At 42.1% G+C, this 13,929-nt stretch carries 15 protein-coding genes and 2 pseudogenes; 8 read left to right on the top strand and 9 right to left on the bottom strand.

What is annotated here, in order from left to right:
- Nucleotides 1-81: 81 nt before the first annotated feature.
- The 8 genes from gatC (at nucleotide 82) to nusB (ending at nucleotide 6,929) form a co-directional block, all read left to right on the top strand.
- Entirely contained in the window at nucleotides 82-384 is a 303-nt protein-coding gene (gene gatC / locus MK409_RS05225) for an Asp-tRNA(Asn)/Glu-tRNA(Gln) amidotransferase subunit GatC (protein ID WP_000705419.1), read from the top strand.
- Nucleotides 384-1,850: an Asp-tRNA(Asn)/Glu-tRNA(Gln) amidotransferase subunit GatA gene (gene gatA / locus MK409_RS05230; protein WP_268705554.1), complete on the top strand. Its 1,467-nt coding sequence runs from the start codon at nucleotides 384-386 to the stop codon at nucleotides 1,848-1,850. The genes gatC and gatA overlap by 1 nt, the downstream gene beginning before the upstream one ends.
- A complete protein-coding gene (gene gatB / locus MK409_RS05235) occupies nucleotides 1,850-3,295 on the top strand; it encodes an Asp-tRNA(Asn)/Glu-tRNA(Gln) amidotransferase subunit GatB (RefSeq protein ID WP_268705555.1) in 1,446 nt (481 codons plus the stop codon). The genes gatA and gatB overlap by 1 nt, the downstream gene beginning before the upstream one ends.
- A 73-nt stretch (nucleotides 3,296-3,368) precedes the next feature.
- Nucleotides 3,369-4,325: a zinc-ribbon domain-containing transport protein gene (locus tag MK409_RS05240; protein WP_268705556.1), complete on the top strand. Its 957-nt coding sequence runs from the start codon at nucleotides 3,369-3,371 to the stop codon at nucleotides 4,323-4,325.
- Between the two features lie 8 nt (nucleotides 4,326-4,333).
- Nucleotides 4,334-5,461 (top strand): SPFH domain-containing protein, encoded by a 1,128-nt coding sequence (locus MK409_RS05245; protein ID WP_268705557.1) that lies wholly within the window; start codon nucleotides 4,334-4,336, stop codon nucleotides 5,459-5,461.
- An 81-nt stretch (nucleotides 5,462-5,542) separates the two neighbouring features.
- Nucleotides 5,543-6,103 (top strand): elongation factor P, encoded by a 561-nt coding sequence (gene efp, locus MK409_RS05250; RefSeq protein WP_000568640.1) that lies wholly within the window; start codon nucleotides 5,543-5,545, stop codon nucleotides 6,101-6,103.
- A 21-nt stretch (nucleotides 6,104-6,124) separates the two neighbouring features.
- The gene (locus MK409_RS05255) at nucleotides 6,125-6,514 is read left to right on the top strand and encodes an Asp23/Gls24 family envelope stress response protein (protein ID WP_000510587.1); all 390 of its coding nucleotides are present in this window, start codon (nucleotides 6,125-6,127) and stop codon (nucleotides 6,512-6,514) included.
- Nucleotides 6,507-6,929 (top strand): transcription antitermination factor NusB, encoded by a 423-nt coding sequence (gene nusB, locus MK409_RS05260; protein WP_000203659.1) that lies wholly within the window; start codon nucleotides 6,507-6,509, stop codon nucleotides 6,927-6,929. The genes MK409_RS05255 and nusB overlap by 8 nt, the downstream gene beginning before the upstream one ends.
- A gap of 49 nt (nucleotides 6,930-6,978) precedes the next feature.
- Here nusB and MK409_RS05265 read toward each other — a convergent pair whose 3' ends face one another.
- The 9 genes and pseudogenes from MK409_RS05265 to accB form a co-directional block, all read right to left on the bottom strand.
- The gene (locus MK409_RS05265; protein ID WP_268705558.1) at nucleotides 6,979-7,704 is read right to left on the bottom strand and encodes a CPBP family intramembrane glutamic endopeptidase; all 726 of its coding nucleotides are present in this window, start codon (nucleotides 7,702-7,704) and stop codon (nucleotides 6,979-6,981) included.
- Between the two features lie 196 nt (nucleotides 7,705-7,900).
- Nucleotides 7,901-8,623 carry a CPBP family intramembrane glutamic endopeptidase gene (locus MK409_RS05270; protein WP_268705559.1) on the bottom strand — a complete coding sequence of 241 codons (723 nt, stop codon included), beginning with the start codon at nucleotides 8,621-8,623 and terminating at the stop codon, nucleotides 7,901-7,903.
- A gap of 17 nt (nucleotides 8,624-8,640) precedes the next feature.
- Nucleotides 8,641-8,825 (bottom strand): annotated as a pseudogene (gene briC / locus MK409_RS05275) (biofilm-regulating peptide BriC).
- Between the two features lie 194 nt (nucleotides 8,826-9,019).
- Nucleotides 9,020-9,746: pseudogene (locus MK409_RS05280) on the bottom strand (lysostaphin resistance A-like protein).
- Nucleotides 9,747-9,976: 230 nt separating this feature from the next.
- Nucleotides 9,977-10,744 (bottom strand): acetyl-CoA carboxylase carboxyl transferase subunit alpha, encoded by a 768-nt coding sequence (locus MK409_RS05285; RefSeq protein ID WP_268705560.1) that lies wholly within the window; start codon nucleotides 10,742-10,744, stop codon nucleotides 9,977-9,979.
- On the bottom strand, nucleotides 10,741-11,607 hold the full coding sequence (accD, locus tag MK409_RS05290) for an acetyl-CoA carboxylase, carboxyltransferase subunit beta (protein ID WP_096408198.1): 867 nt from the start codon (nucleotides 11,605-11,607) through the stop codon (nucleotides 10,741-10,743). Before accD ends, MK409_RS05285 begins: the two co-directional genes overlap by 4 nt.
- Before the next feature lie 35 nt (nucleotides 11,608-11,642).
- Nucleotides 11,643-13,010, bottom strand: a complete 1,368-nt coding sequence (gene accC / locus MK409_RS05295) for an acetyl-CoA carboxylase biotin carboxylase subunit (RefSeq protein WP_268705561.1) — start codon at nucleotides 13,008-13,010, stop codon at nucleotides 11,643-11,645.
- 11 nt (nucleotides 13,011-13,021) lie between these two features.
- Nucleotides 13,022-13,444: a 3-hydroxyacyl-ACP dehydratase FabZ gene (fabZ, locus tag MK409_RS05300; RefSeq protein ID WP_000565515.1), complete on the bottom strand. Its 423-nt coding sequence runs from the start codon at nucleotides 13,442-13,444 to the stop codon at nucleotides 13,022-13,024.
- Nucleotides 13,441-13,929, bottom strand: coding sequence for an acetyl-CoA carboxylase biotin carboxyl carrier protein (gene accB / locus MK409_RS05305; RefSeq protein WP_268705562.1), 489 nt, complete (start codon nucleotides 13,927-13,929; stop codon nucleotides 13,441-13,443). Before accB ends, fabZ begins: the two co-directional genes overlap by 4 nt.

Consider the following 13,929-nt stretch of genomic DNA (forward strand, 5'->3'; position numbering starts at 1 on the left):
TTCAGTTTGGCTCCCTTATTTATAGGAAAATATGGTAAAATAGAACAGACTAAAAATCATCATTTCACGAAAGGATGCAAGATGAAAATTACGCAAGAAGAGGTAACACACGTTGCCAATCTTTCAAAATTAAGATTCTCTGAAGAAGAAACTGCTGCCTTTGCGACAACCTTGTCTAAAATTGTTGATATGGTTGAATTGCTGGGCGAAGTCGACACAACTGGTGTCGCACCTACTACAACCATGGCTGACCGCAAGACCGTACTCCGCCCTGATGTGGCCGAAGAAGGAACTGATCGTGATCGCTTGTTTAAAAACGTACCTGAAAAAGATAACTACTATATCAAGGTACCAGCTATCCTAGACGATGGAGGAGATGCCTAATGACTTTTAATAACAAAACGATTGAAGACTTGCACAATCTCCTTGTCTCTAAGGAGATTTCAGCAACTGAATTGACCCAAGCTACACTTGAAGATATCCAGTCTCGTGAGGAAGCCCTCAATTCATTTGTCACCATCGCTGAGGAGCAAGCCATTGCTCAAGCTAAAGCCATTGACGAAGCTGGAATTGACGCTGACAATGTTCTTTCAGGAATTCCACTGGCTGTTAAGGATAATATCTCTACCGACGGTATCCTTACAACTGCTGCCTCAAAAATGCTCTACAACTACGAGCCTATCTTTGATGCGACAGCCGTTGCCAATGCAAAATCTAAGGGCATGATCGTTGTTGGGAAAACCAACATGGACGAGTTTGCCATGGGTGGATCAGGTGAGACTTCTTACTACGGCGCAACAAAAAATGCTTGGGACCAGACCAAGGTTCCTGGTGGTTCATCAAGCGGTTCTGCTGTAGCTGCAGCTTCAGGACAAGTCCGCTTGTCACTTGGTTCTGATACTGGTGGTTCCATCCGCCAACCTGCTGCCTTCAACGGGATCGTTGGTCTCAAGCCAACCTACGGAACGGTTTCACGTTTCGGTCTCATTGCCTTTGGTAGCTCATTAGACCAGATCGGACCTTTTGCACCAACTGTTAAAGAAAATGCCCTCTTGCTCAATGCGATTGCCAGCGAAGATGCCAAAGATTCTACTTCTGCTCCTGTCCGTATTGCCGACTTTACTTCAAAAATTGGGCAAGACATCAAGGGCATGAAAATTGCTTTGCCTAAGGAATACCTCGGTGAAGGAATTGACCCAGAAGTTAAAGAAACCATTATCAAGGCAGCCAAACACTTTGAGAAACTTGGCGCTATCGTCGAAGAAGTCAGCCTTCCTCACTCAAAATACGGTGTTGCCGTTTACTATATCATCGCTTCATCAGAAGCCTCCTCAAACTTGCAACGCTTTGACGGTATCCGTTACGGCTATCGTGCAGAGGATGCGACTAATCTTGATGAAATCTATGTAAACAGCCGTAGCCAAGGTTTCGGTGAAGAAGTAAAACGCCGTATCATGCTGGGTACTTTCAGTCTTTCATCAGGGTACTACGATGCCTACTACAAGAAGGCTGGACAAGTCCGTACCCTCATCATCCAAGATTTCGAAAAAGTCTTTGCGGATTACGACTTGATTTTGGGACCAACTGCTCCAAGTGTTGCTTATGATTTGGACTCACTCAACCACGACCCAGTTGCCATGTACTTGGCTGACCTTTTGACAATTCCTGTCAACTTGGCAGGTCTCCCAGGAATTTCGATTCCTGCTGGATTTGCTCAAGGTCTACCTGTTGGCCTCCAATTGATCGGTCCTAAATACTCAGAAGAAACCATTTACCAAGCTGCTGCTGCCTTTGAAGCAACAACAAACTACCACAAACAACAACCCGTGATTTTTGGAGGTGATAACTAATGAACTTTGAAACAGTCATTGGACTTGAAGTCCACGTAGAGCTCAACACCAATTCAAAAATCTTCTCACCTACATCTGCCCACTTTGGAAATGACCAAAACGCCAACACTAACGTGATTGACTGGTCTTTCCCAGGAGTTCTGCCAGTTCTCAATAAAGGGGTTGTCGATGCTGGTATCAAGGCAGCTCTTGCTCTTAACATGGACATCCACAAAAAGATGCACTTCGACCGCAAGAATTACTTCTATCCTGACAATCCAAAAGCCTACCAAATTTCTCAGTTTGATGAGCCAATCGGTTATAACGGCTGGATTGAAGTCGAGCTAGAAGACGGTACGACCAAGAAAATCGGTATCGAACGTGCTCACCTAGAGGAAGACGCTGGTAAAAACACCCATGGTACAGATGGTTACTCTTATGTTGACCTCAACCGCCAAGGTGTTCCCTTGATTGAGATTGTATCTGAGGCTGATATGCGTTCTCCTGAAGAAGCCTATGCTTACCTAACTGCCCTCAAGGAAGTTATCCAGTACGCTGGCATTTCTGACGTTAAGATGGAAGAAGGTTCTATGCGTGTGGATGCCAATATCTCGCTTCGTCCTTATGGTCAAGAAAAATTCGGTACCAAGACAGAGTTGAAAAACCTCAACTCCTTCTCAAACGTGCGTAAGGGTCTTGAATACGAAGTCCAACGTCAAGCTGAAATCCTTCGCTCAGGTGGTCAAATTCGACAAGAAACTCGCCGTTACGATGAAGCTAACAAGGCAACCATCCTCATGCGTGTCAAAGAAGGTGCTGCAGACTACCGCTACTTCCCAGAACCTGACCTACCACTCTTTGAAATCTCAGATGAGTGGATTGAGGAAATGCGTACAGAGTTACCAGAGTTTCCAAAAGAACGCCGTGCGCGCTACGTATCTGACCTTGGCTTGTCAGACTACGATGCTAGCCAGTTGACTGCCAACAAAGTCACTTCTGACTTCTTTGAAAAAGCTGTTGCTCTCGGTGGGGATGCTAAACAAGTCTCTAACTGGCTCCAAGGGGAAGTTGCTCAATTCTTGAACGCTGAAGGCAAGACACTGGAACTAATCGAATTAACACCAGAAAACTTGGTAGAAATGATTGCCATCATCGAAGACGGCACTATCTCTTCTAAAATTGCCAAAAAAGTCTTTGTTCATCTAGCTAAAAATGGCGGTGGCGCGCGTGACTACGTGGAAAAAGCAGGAATGGTCCAAATCTCAGATCCAGCTATCTTGATTCCAATCATCCACCAAGTCTTCGCAGATAATGAAGCAGCCGTTGCCGACTTCAAGTCAGGCAAACGCAACGCAGACAAGGCCTTCACAGGATTCCTCATGAAAGCAACCAAAGGACAAGCCAACCCACAAGTCGCCCTTAAACTACTTGCCCAGGAATTGGCCAAGTTGAAAGAAAGTGAATAATTCGCTACTAGTCACCCAGTAGTCTACTCAGCAAGAGAGAAACTACCTTTTCAATCATATAGTTAGGAGACACATGAAAAAGTTTTACGCTCTTTTAATGACCTGTTTATTACTTGTTTTTCTATCCGTGCCTCAAATCGTTGATGCGGGTGTCGGACATTCCAGAAGTGGTAGCAGCAGTCGCAGTAGCTCCAGAAGTAGTAGTCGTTCAAGTGGAGGAGGAAGTCGCTCTGGCGGCTCATCCTATCACTACTACCGCTCTGGATACGGGTCATCCTCTAGTAGTTCTGCTAGCTCACCCTATCTAGGATTTATGGTAATATTTGTGGGTGCCATTGTTTTAGTTGTTATCGTTGAATCCTTGAAAAGTAAAGCAAAGAATTCAAGCACAAGCCACAGTAATACCAACTATCAACCAATCCACCGGCGAATTGAACATAACACTTTGGCCATTAATCGTGTGAAATATGGGGATCCAAACTTTGACGCTGATACCTTCACATCTTGGGTTAAGGAAGTCTACCTTAAATTGCAGGTTGCCTGGACTGAGAAAAACTGGAATTCAGTCCGTGCGCTAGAAAGTACTAGTCTCTATTCACAGCACAGCACGCAATTAGAAGATCACATCCGAGCTAAGACAACCAATGTTTTAGAGAAAGTTTGTATCGAAAATGTTCGCATCAAGGAGTTCATTGAAAATCCTGACGGAAACGATACCTTAGTCGTAATCCTATCGTCTACCTTGCGGGACTATGTCATTGACGATGAGACTCGCCGTGTCCTTGAAGGAGATCCTAAAAAAGATCTCTTCACCGTATATCAATTAAACTTTATCCGTCAACACGGTAGCCAAACGCAAGCAGTCAATCCAGACCAAGTTGTGAGCGACCACTGTCCTAACTGTGGCGCCCCATTGAAAATCTCTGCAGTTAGCGAGTGCGACTACTGTGGTGCCAATCTCTCTCGCAGTCCAAACCAATGGGTACTCGATACCTATGATGTTGTGGATGAAGACGAGCTTTATAATTAGGAGGAATTATGGGATTTATACGTGCAGCCTTATCAGCAGGCTTAAATAGTTTTAATGATAGTAAATTCAAGGAAGCCATTGTCCTTCCAGACAATGTCTCTGGCGATGCCTTGGCCATCAAGGGGCAATTGCTTACAAAAGATCCAGATGGACGTTCTCGTCACAGCAATCAAAACACAGGCCTCTTGTCGGACGGCAGTGTGGTTATCGTTCCTCAAGGTTATACCGCTGTTTTGGTAAACAACGGTACCTTCCTTGGTGAGGTCCTTGAATCTGGTAGCCACGAATGGCAAGCTGGTGATAACGCCTGGCTCCTTGAAAAAGGTGGTATAAAAGGCACTTGGGAAAACTTTAAAAACCGCTTCTCTTTTGGTGGACAAGTCATCACCCAACAAGAAATCATCTTTATCCGCATACAACCCATCGCGGGCAATAAGTTCGGCACACAAAATGCGGTCGAATACTTCAGCGAACGTTACCAACAACTGCTTAACATCCGTTTCTATGGCTTGTTTGATGTAAAAATAGCAGATCCAGTCCTCTTCTACGTGAGTTCTGTTAGCCGTCAAATTACTGAGGGACAGCCATTCACTCTCCAAGATGTAGCTCAAGGAACGCTCCGTCAAAATATTGCACCAAAAATTGCGATTGCCATTGCCAAATACACCAACGAAAACAAGGTTGATATCTATAGCCTCAATGCCAATCAAGATACCTTTAACGAACTCGCTAAACAAGAAGTCAACAAGGTTTGGACAGGTCTCTACGGGATTGAAGCAACTAATATTTTGCTTGAAGACCTCAGCTACGACCAAGAAAGTCTTGATATCGTTCGCAAGCTTGATAGTGAGCTCGTGGCAATGAAGTACAACACGATTGAAATCGAAGAACGCCGTGCTCGTAACGAAGCGCTCATTGCTGCAGCTGCCAACGAAGGAAATGGCAATGGGATGAACATGTTTATGGGTATGAATCTTGGCCAAACTCTCGGTGGTCAACTAAGCCAACAAGCCCAAACGCAAACACCGGCTCAAAACACTGGGCAAACTGCCAGCAAGAATTTTTATATCGAAGTTGATGGGAAATACGTTCTCGTCACCAAAGACGAAGATGGAAATATCGTACCAGTCAACTAATCAAGCACCTTCTGACATTTGAGTAATGTCGTCTTTTATGGTACAATAAAGAGTAAATTATTTTATTAAAGAGGTAAAAACATGATTGAAGCAAGTAAATTAAAGGCTGGTATGACCTTTGAAACAGCTGACGGAAAATTGATCCGCGTTTTGGAAGCTAGCCACCACAAACCAGGTAAAGGAAACACAATCATGCGTATGAAATTGCGTGATGTCCGTACTGGTTCTACATTTGACACAAGCTACCGTCCAGAGGAAAAATTTGAACAAGCCATCATCGAGACTGTCCCAGCTCAATACTTGTACAAAATGGATGACACAGCCTACTTCATGAACACAGAAACTTACGACCAATACGAAATTCCTGTAGTCAATGTTGAAAACGAATTGCTTTACATCCTTGAAAACTCTGATGTGAAGATCCAATTCTACGGAACTGAAGTGATTGGTGTTACCGTTCCTACTACTGTCGAATTGACAGTTGCAGAAACTCAACCATCTATCAAAGGTGCTACTGTTACAGGTTCTGGTAAACCAGCAACGATGGAAACTGGACTTGTCGTAAACGTTCCAGACTTCATCGAAGCAGGACAAAAACTCGTTATCAACACTGCTGAAGGAACTTACGTTTCTCGTGCCTAATCTCTAGAAAGAGGTCATTCTATGGGAATTGAAGAACAACTTGGCGAAATCGTTATCGCCCCACGTGTACTTGAAAAAATCATTGCTATTGCTACTGCAAAAGTAGAGGGTGTTCACTCTTTTTCAAACAAATCAGTATCTGACACCCTTTCAAAACTTTCTCTCGGCCGCGGCGTTTATCTTAAAAACGTGAACGAAGAACTCACAGCTGATATCTATCTCTACCTTGAGTACGGAGTAAAAGTTCCTAAGGTAGCTGTTGCTATCCAAAAAGCTGTCAAAGATGCTGTCCGCAACATGGCTGATGTAGAACTAACTGCTATCAATATCCACGTTGCAGGTATCGTTCCAGATAAAACACCAAAACCAGAATTGAAAGATTTATTTGACGAGGACTTCCTCAATGACTAGTCCACTATTAGAATCTAGACGCCAACTCCGTAAATGCGCTTTTCAAGCTCTCATGAGTCTTGAGTTCGGTACGGATGTCGAAACTGCTTGTCGTTTCGCCTATACTCATGATCGTGAAGATACTGATGTGCAACTTCCAGCCTTTTTGACAGAGCTAGTTTCTGGTGTTCAAGCTAAAAAGGAAGAACTAGACAAGCAAATCACACAGCATTTAAAAGCAGGTTGGACCATCGAGCGTTTAACGCTCGTGGAGAGAAACCTTCTTCGCTTGGGAGTCTTTGAAATCACTTCATTTGACACCCCTCAGTTGGTTGCTGTTAACGAAGCTATCGAGCTTGCAAAGGATTTCTCAGATCAAAAATCTGCCCGTTTTATCAATGGACTGCTCAGCCAGTTTGTGACAGAAGAACAGTAAACAAAAAAAGTGTTTGACAATTATCAAACACTTTTTTCTTTGCCTTCCACTATCTAAAAAAACGATAATAGATTAAATTAGAAAGAAATAACCAGATGAAGTCTGCATGGATGAGAAAGTTTATAAAACTATGGCACAGAATGGTGATTTTTAGACTTTTTGTCCAACGGTAAACTAAAGCAAAAAAAAGACCGGAAAAACTATAAACCATCAAACTGATAAGGTCACGATGGGACAATACCAAATGACTGAGCCCAAAAATAAGAGCAGATAAGATGACATCCAGATAGTACTTGGACTGGGAGAAAAAGGTATTCATAAAGTACCCTCTATGAACTAGTTCCTCCAATATAGGACCCAAAATGACAACTGAGATAAAAGAGAAGCAAGTCGTTAAAATAGTAGATTGCTCACTGAAGGATAGGACCGAAAGAAGGTCTTCAAAGATATAGTGATTATTAATGAAGCGACTAAACTGTAAGTAAAAAGCACTTAACAACTGACGGACAAAATAAGCAGCCACTAAACTAACTAAAAGGTAAAAGAATCTGGATTTCTTTGAGCCCTTTTTTTCAAAAATATAGAGCATTTTTTTCTTTTTTAGCCAATAGATAAATAGTCCTAAAAGAGCTAGTTGCTCTACTGCTACAATAATAGAATAGCCATCCATACCCCAGACAAACATCTTAGCCAGATAAAGACTACTGAAATCTAGTAGATAAATTGATAGAAATACCAGTAATGTATAGATTCCCAAATGACCTAGTTTTTTCATACTTACTCCAAAAAATCTTTGTTGACTTATTTTTATAGCATAAATATCTTTTATTATATTAACAACTATTTTTAAAAAAGTCAATTTTTCATCCTGAATGGTACGACTATCAATAACATAAAAGCCTCTCTCAATCTTACTATCAAATTAGAAAAAGTGTTTGACAATTATCAAACACTTTTTTCTTTGCACTCCACTATCTAAAAAAATGATAATAGACATAATTAGAAACAAAAATCCAAATGGGCTTTGCATAAATGAGAAAGTTAAAAAAACTATGGCACAGGATGGTAATTTTTAAGTTCTTTGTCCAACGGTAGACAAGAGCGAAAAAGAAACCAATCAGACTATAATATAATAAACTAATTGGGTCTCGGTGAGATAGTATCAAATGACTAAGTCCAAAGATAAGGCCTGATAAGATGACATCTAAATAGTACTTTGACTTAGTAAAGAAGGTGTTCATAAGATACCCACGATCGAGCGTCTCTTCCAAAATAGGACCAATAACGACAGTTAAGATAAAACTAAGAACTGTAGATAGAAAAGTTGGTTGACCATTTGAAAGAATCAACGCAAAATAGACATCATGAATATTCCTATGATTAATCAAATGAGCAAAACGTTCCCAAAAATTACCGAGCACCTGATGAACCACATAAGTTGCAAATAAGTAGAAGACAAATGACCAGTTCCAGCTCTTTTTCTCAAAGATGAAGAGCATCTTTTGCTTTTTTAACCACCAAATTAATAGAAGGAAACTTCCTACTAATCCCATTGTTAAAATAAGAGAGTAGACATCAGCGCCTAACCCTAAAATGATCGCTACATACAAACCAATTGTTTGTGGTAAATAGGTAGATAGTAAAATAATAAGAAAAAATATTCCAAATTGTCTTAGTTTCTTTGTGTTTCTCATCGTACTTTTTTGAAAGATTATCCTGCTCGGAAGCCGTACTTCCAAGCATTCCTATAAGAATTCAGTGCCCTTGCCCCATATAGGGAGCAAATTCTCTATAATATAACCATCTACCATAACCATCTTCCCAAATAGCAAGACCGCCTGAAACTTGGTCTAAGCCTTCTGACGAAAGAACTGTAAATGTTTCTGTACCTGCCATTGCAAGTACATCCTTAAAACTAATTTTTGTAAGCTTACATCTACAGTATACATCTTTTTTGTCTATTTTATTGTCCATCTCTTCAACTGTCAATTTTTCAGCCTGAATGGTTGCTTTACCCATTGAAAAACAAGAAATTGATAAAAAAGATTTCTCTATCTTCCTAGCAAATTAGAAAAAGTGTTTGACTTCCACTATCTAAAAAAGTGGTAATAGATATAATTGTAAACAAAAATCCAGATGGGTTTTGCATAAATGAGAAAGTTGAAAAAACTATGGCACAGGATGGTGATTTTTAGATTCTTTGTCCAACGGTAGACAAGGGCATAGAAGAGACCGCCTAGACTATAAACAATCAAACTGATAGGATCTCGGTGAGTTAGGATCAAATGACTAAGTCCAAAGATAAGAGCAGATAGGATAACATCCAGATAGTACTTGGACTGGGGGGAAAAAGGTATTCATAAAATACCCTCTATGAATTAGTTCCTCCAATATAGGTCCGACGACTACTGTTAAACTAAAACTGAGAACAGTTGATAAAAAAGTTGGTTGCCCATTGGAGTATAGAATCGAAAGAAGGTCTTGAAAGATATACTTATTATCAATTAGGTGATGAAACTGTAACTGAAAAGCATCCACCAGTTGACGATTAAAATAAGTAGCCACTAGGCAAACTACAAGGGAAAAGAATCTTGACTTCTTCGAGCCCTTTTTTTCAAAAATATAGAGCATCTCTTTCTTTTTGAGCCAGTAGATAAATAATAGCAAAAGAGCTATTACTTCAACTGTTGAAAAGATAAAATAGCCATCTATCCCCCATCCTAAAAACTTAGTCAGATACATAATCCCTAACTCTGGTAAATAAACCGATAAAAATACCAGTAAGATAAAGACTCCTAAATGCCCTAGTTTTTTCATTTTTACAAACTTCCTTAACTTCTTGTTCCTCTATTCAACTTTTTCCCGTAATTTAGATTTCTAATTTCCTTTCGAGTTTGAAAATCATTTAAACAGTACAAACTTCTATATCTAGTATAAATCATTTTTGACCAGTGTGCCATCCATCTCCTAAAATGTCAATTTTTCATCCTGAAATGTATGTTCTCTAGAAAAAATGCTAGAACCTTTACTCAGTTCTAGCTTTCTTTTTAATATTTTCTAAAACGTTGGTAACGTTCTTCGAGGAGCTGTTCCAAGGCTAAACCTCCCAAGCGGTCAAGCTCTGCACGCAATTCATTTTTAACACGAGCTTGCAGTTCCTTACTGGAAAGACCTGCCTCTGAGATTACCTTATCTACGATTCCCATTTCTAGGAGTTCGTGTGAAGTGATCTTCATCAACTCTGCTGCCTCCATGGCACGGCTTCCATCCTTCCAAAGGATAGAGGCAAAGCCTTCTGGACTGAGCACGGCATAGATCGAATTTTCCAGCATCCAGACACGGTCAGCAACGGCTAGTGCTAATGCACCTCCAGACCCTCCTTCACCAATAATAATCGCGATGATTGGAACCTTGAGGTCGCTCATTTCCATCAGGTTTCGAGCGATTGCTTCCCCTTGTCCACGTTCCTCAGCTCCAACACCTGGGTAAGCTCCAGCAGTGTTGATGAAGGTTACAACTGGACGACCAAATTTTTCTGCCTGTTTCATCAAGCGAAGAGCCTTGCGATAGCCTTCTGGATGGGGTTGCCCAAAGTTCCGTTTGAGGTTGTCATGTAGACTCTTCCCCTTTTGGATACCGACGACTGTGACTGCTTTGTCACCTAACCAGCCAATTCCACCAATGACCGCACCATCGTCTCGGAAAGAGCGGTCTCCATGCAATTCGATAAACTCATCGAAGATGCCATTGACAAAATCAAGGGCTGTCAAGCGACTTTGCTCGCGTGCCTCTCTGACTATTTTTGCAATATTCATCCGCGACTTCCTCCATGCAATCTCACTAATTTAGCAATTGTATCTGGTAGTTCTCTACGTTTGACAATTGCATCAACAAATCCATGTTCAAGCAGGAACTCTGCCTTTTGGAAGTCATCCGGCAAGGTCTCACGAACTGTATTTTCGATAACACGACGCCCTGCAAAACCAACCAAACTCTGGGGTTCTGCTAGGATAATGTCACCCTCCATGGCAAAGGAAGCAGTTACTCCACCCGTTGTCGGATCCGTCAAAATCGTCAGGTAAAAAAGTCCTGCCTTGGAATGGCGTTGAACTGCCGCAGAAATCTTAGCCATCTGCATCAAGCTCATAATCCCTTCTTGCATACGGGCACCGCCAGAAGCCGTAAAAAGTACAACTGGCAACTTTTCAACTGTCGCATATTCAAACAAGCGCGTGATTTTTTCACCCACAACGGTTCCCATAGAAGCCATGATAAAGTTAGAATCCATGATCCCAAGGGCAACTTTTTGTCCCTTGATGCTAGCTGTACCAGTCAGGACAGCTTCATCCAGTCCTGTTTTTTCACGCATGCTAGCCAGTTTTTTCTGATAACCAGGAAAGTTCAAGGGATCTTGAGTTTCAATTCCTGTAAACATCTCCACAAAGCTGTCAGAATCAACTGTTAGAGCCAAGCGCTCTTGGGCTGAAATACGGAAAGTATAGCTACAATGGGGACAAATGCGCTCACTCCCAAGGTCCTTTTGATAAATGGTGTGCTTACATCCAGGACACTTGGAGAAGAGTTCATCAGGCACCTCCGGCTTGGCTTGTGGTGCCTGCCTTACGGATCGATTAGGATTGATCCGAATATACTTATCCTTTTTACTAAATAGAGCCATAAATCCCCCTTTTAGTTCTCATACTCTTTGAAAGTCTATTCTTTTTCTTGGTAATGTGGCAAGAAAGTTTCCATCAGGAAGGAAGTATCGTAGTCCCCAGCGATAACCCGACGGTCTGAAATTAGATCCAGCTGGAAATCCGCATTGGTTTGTACTCCTTCAATCTCAAGCTCATAAAGTGCCCGTTGCATCTTCATAAGAGCGTCAAAACGATTCTCCCCATGAACAATGATTTTGGCAATCATACTATCATAGTATGGAGGAATGGTATAACCTGGATAGACTGCTGAGTCCACGCGCAAACCAACTCCTCCACTTGGAAGGTAGAGGTTGGTGATTTTTCCTGGACTTGGAGCAAAGTTAAAAGCAGGATTTTCCGCATTGATCCGACACTCGATAGCATGACCACGTAGGACAATGTCTTCTTGTTTGAAAGGCAAGGGTTGTCCAGCCGCAATGCGAATCTGTTCCTTCACGATATCAACACCTGAAACAAATTCTGTGACTGGGTGCTCCACTTGCACACGAGTATTCATTTCCATGAAGTAGAAATTGCCACTGGCTTCATCGAGAAGAAATTCAATCGTTCCTGCATTTTCATAACCTACAGACTCTGCTGCACGAACGGCCGCAGAACCAATTTCATTACGAAGGGTTTTGCCAATCGCGATGGACGGGCTTTCTTCTAAGACCTTTTGGTTATTTCGTTGAAGAGAACAATCCCGTTCTCCTAGGTGGATAACGTGTCCCTCTTGGTCAGCAAGGATTTGGACCTCGATATGACGAGCTGGATAAATCACACGCTCAAGATACATAGCGCCATTTCCAAAATTGGCCTTGGCTTCACTGGATGCTGTCTCAAAAGCTGCGACCAAGTCTTCCGCCTTTTCAACCTTACGAATCCCTTTTCCACCACCACCTGCCGATGCCTTAAGCATGACTGGATATCCAATCTTTTCTGCAACTGCCAGGGCCTCTTCAGCCGTATGAACTTCACCATCAGAGCCTGGAATAACTGGAACCCCCGCCTTGATCATTTGCTCACGCGCATTGATCTTATCTCCCATGGTATCCATTACAGCGCCAGAAGGACCGATGAACTTAATCCCCACTTCATCACACATCGTGGCAAACTTGGAGTTTTCGCTAAGAAATCCAAAACCTGGATGGATGGCTTCTGCCTCTGTTAAGACTGCAGCAGACAAAATTGCATTGATATTAAGATAAGACTCTGTCGCCTTACCAGGTCCGATACAGATAGCTTCATCCGCTAGGAGTGTGTGAAGAGCTTCCTTATCAGTAGTTGAATAAACTGCTACGGTCGCAATGCCCAATTCACGCGCAGCTCGAATAATGCGAACCGCAATCTCACCACGGTTGGCAATCAAAATTTTACGAAACATGGAGAACCTCCTTAGTTTCCAATTGCAAAGGTAAGAGTACCACTCGCTGCAAGCTTGCCATCTACTTCAGCCTTTGCTTCAACCACGGCAATCGTACCACGACGTTTGACAAAAGTAGCCGTCATAACTAATTGGTCACCTGGTACAACTTGTTTCTTGAACTTAACCTTGTCCATGCCAGCGTAAAAGACCAGCTTTCCTTTGTTTTCAGGCTTAGACAATTCCAAGACACCAGCAGTCTGTGCCAAGGCTTCCATGATAAGAACACCTGGCATAACTGGATATTGAGGAAAATGACCATTAAAGAAAGGTTCGTTTATCGTGACATTTTTAATGGCAACAATAGTATCTTCACTCACTTCCAAGACACGGTCCACTAGGAGCATAGGGTAGCGATGGGGTAGAGCTTCTTTAATTCCTTGAATATCGATCATTTGATACGTACCAATCCTTTACCAAACTCAACCATTTCTTCATTTGAAACGAGAATTTCTGTTACCACTCCATCCTTAGGCGCAGGAATCTCATTCATGACTTTCATGGCTTCGATGATTACCAAAGTCTGACCTTTCTTGACACTTTCACCAACCGTCACAAAGGCAGGTTTATCTGGTCCAGCAGCCAAGTAAGCCACACCAACAAGTGGGCTTTCAACAACATCTCCCTCTGGGGCAACAGTCGATTCAGCTGGTGCTGGTGCTTCTGCTACTGGACTCTCTACTGGAGTCGAAGGAGCTGAAACCGCTGAACTAGCAACCACTGCAGCTGGCGCTGGTACAGCTTGAGCTGGTGCTTCAGAAACTATTCTTGCTTCATTCTTGCTGAACTGCAATTCGTCCTGTCCGTTTTTATAAGAAAATTCTCTCAAACTTGATTGGTCGAATTGAGCCATCAAGTCCTTGATCTCATTTAAATTCAT

Origin of the sequence: Streptococcus oralis, assembly GCF_026782375.1 — a bacterium.
GTDB classification, from domain to species: domain Bacteria; phylum Bacillota; class Bacilli; order Lactobacillales; family Streptococcaceae; genus Streptococcus; species Streptococcus oralis_CL.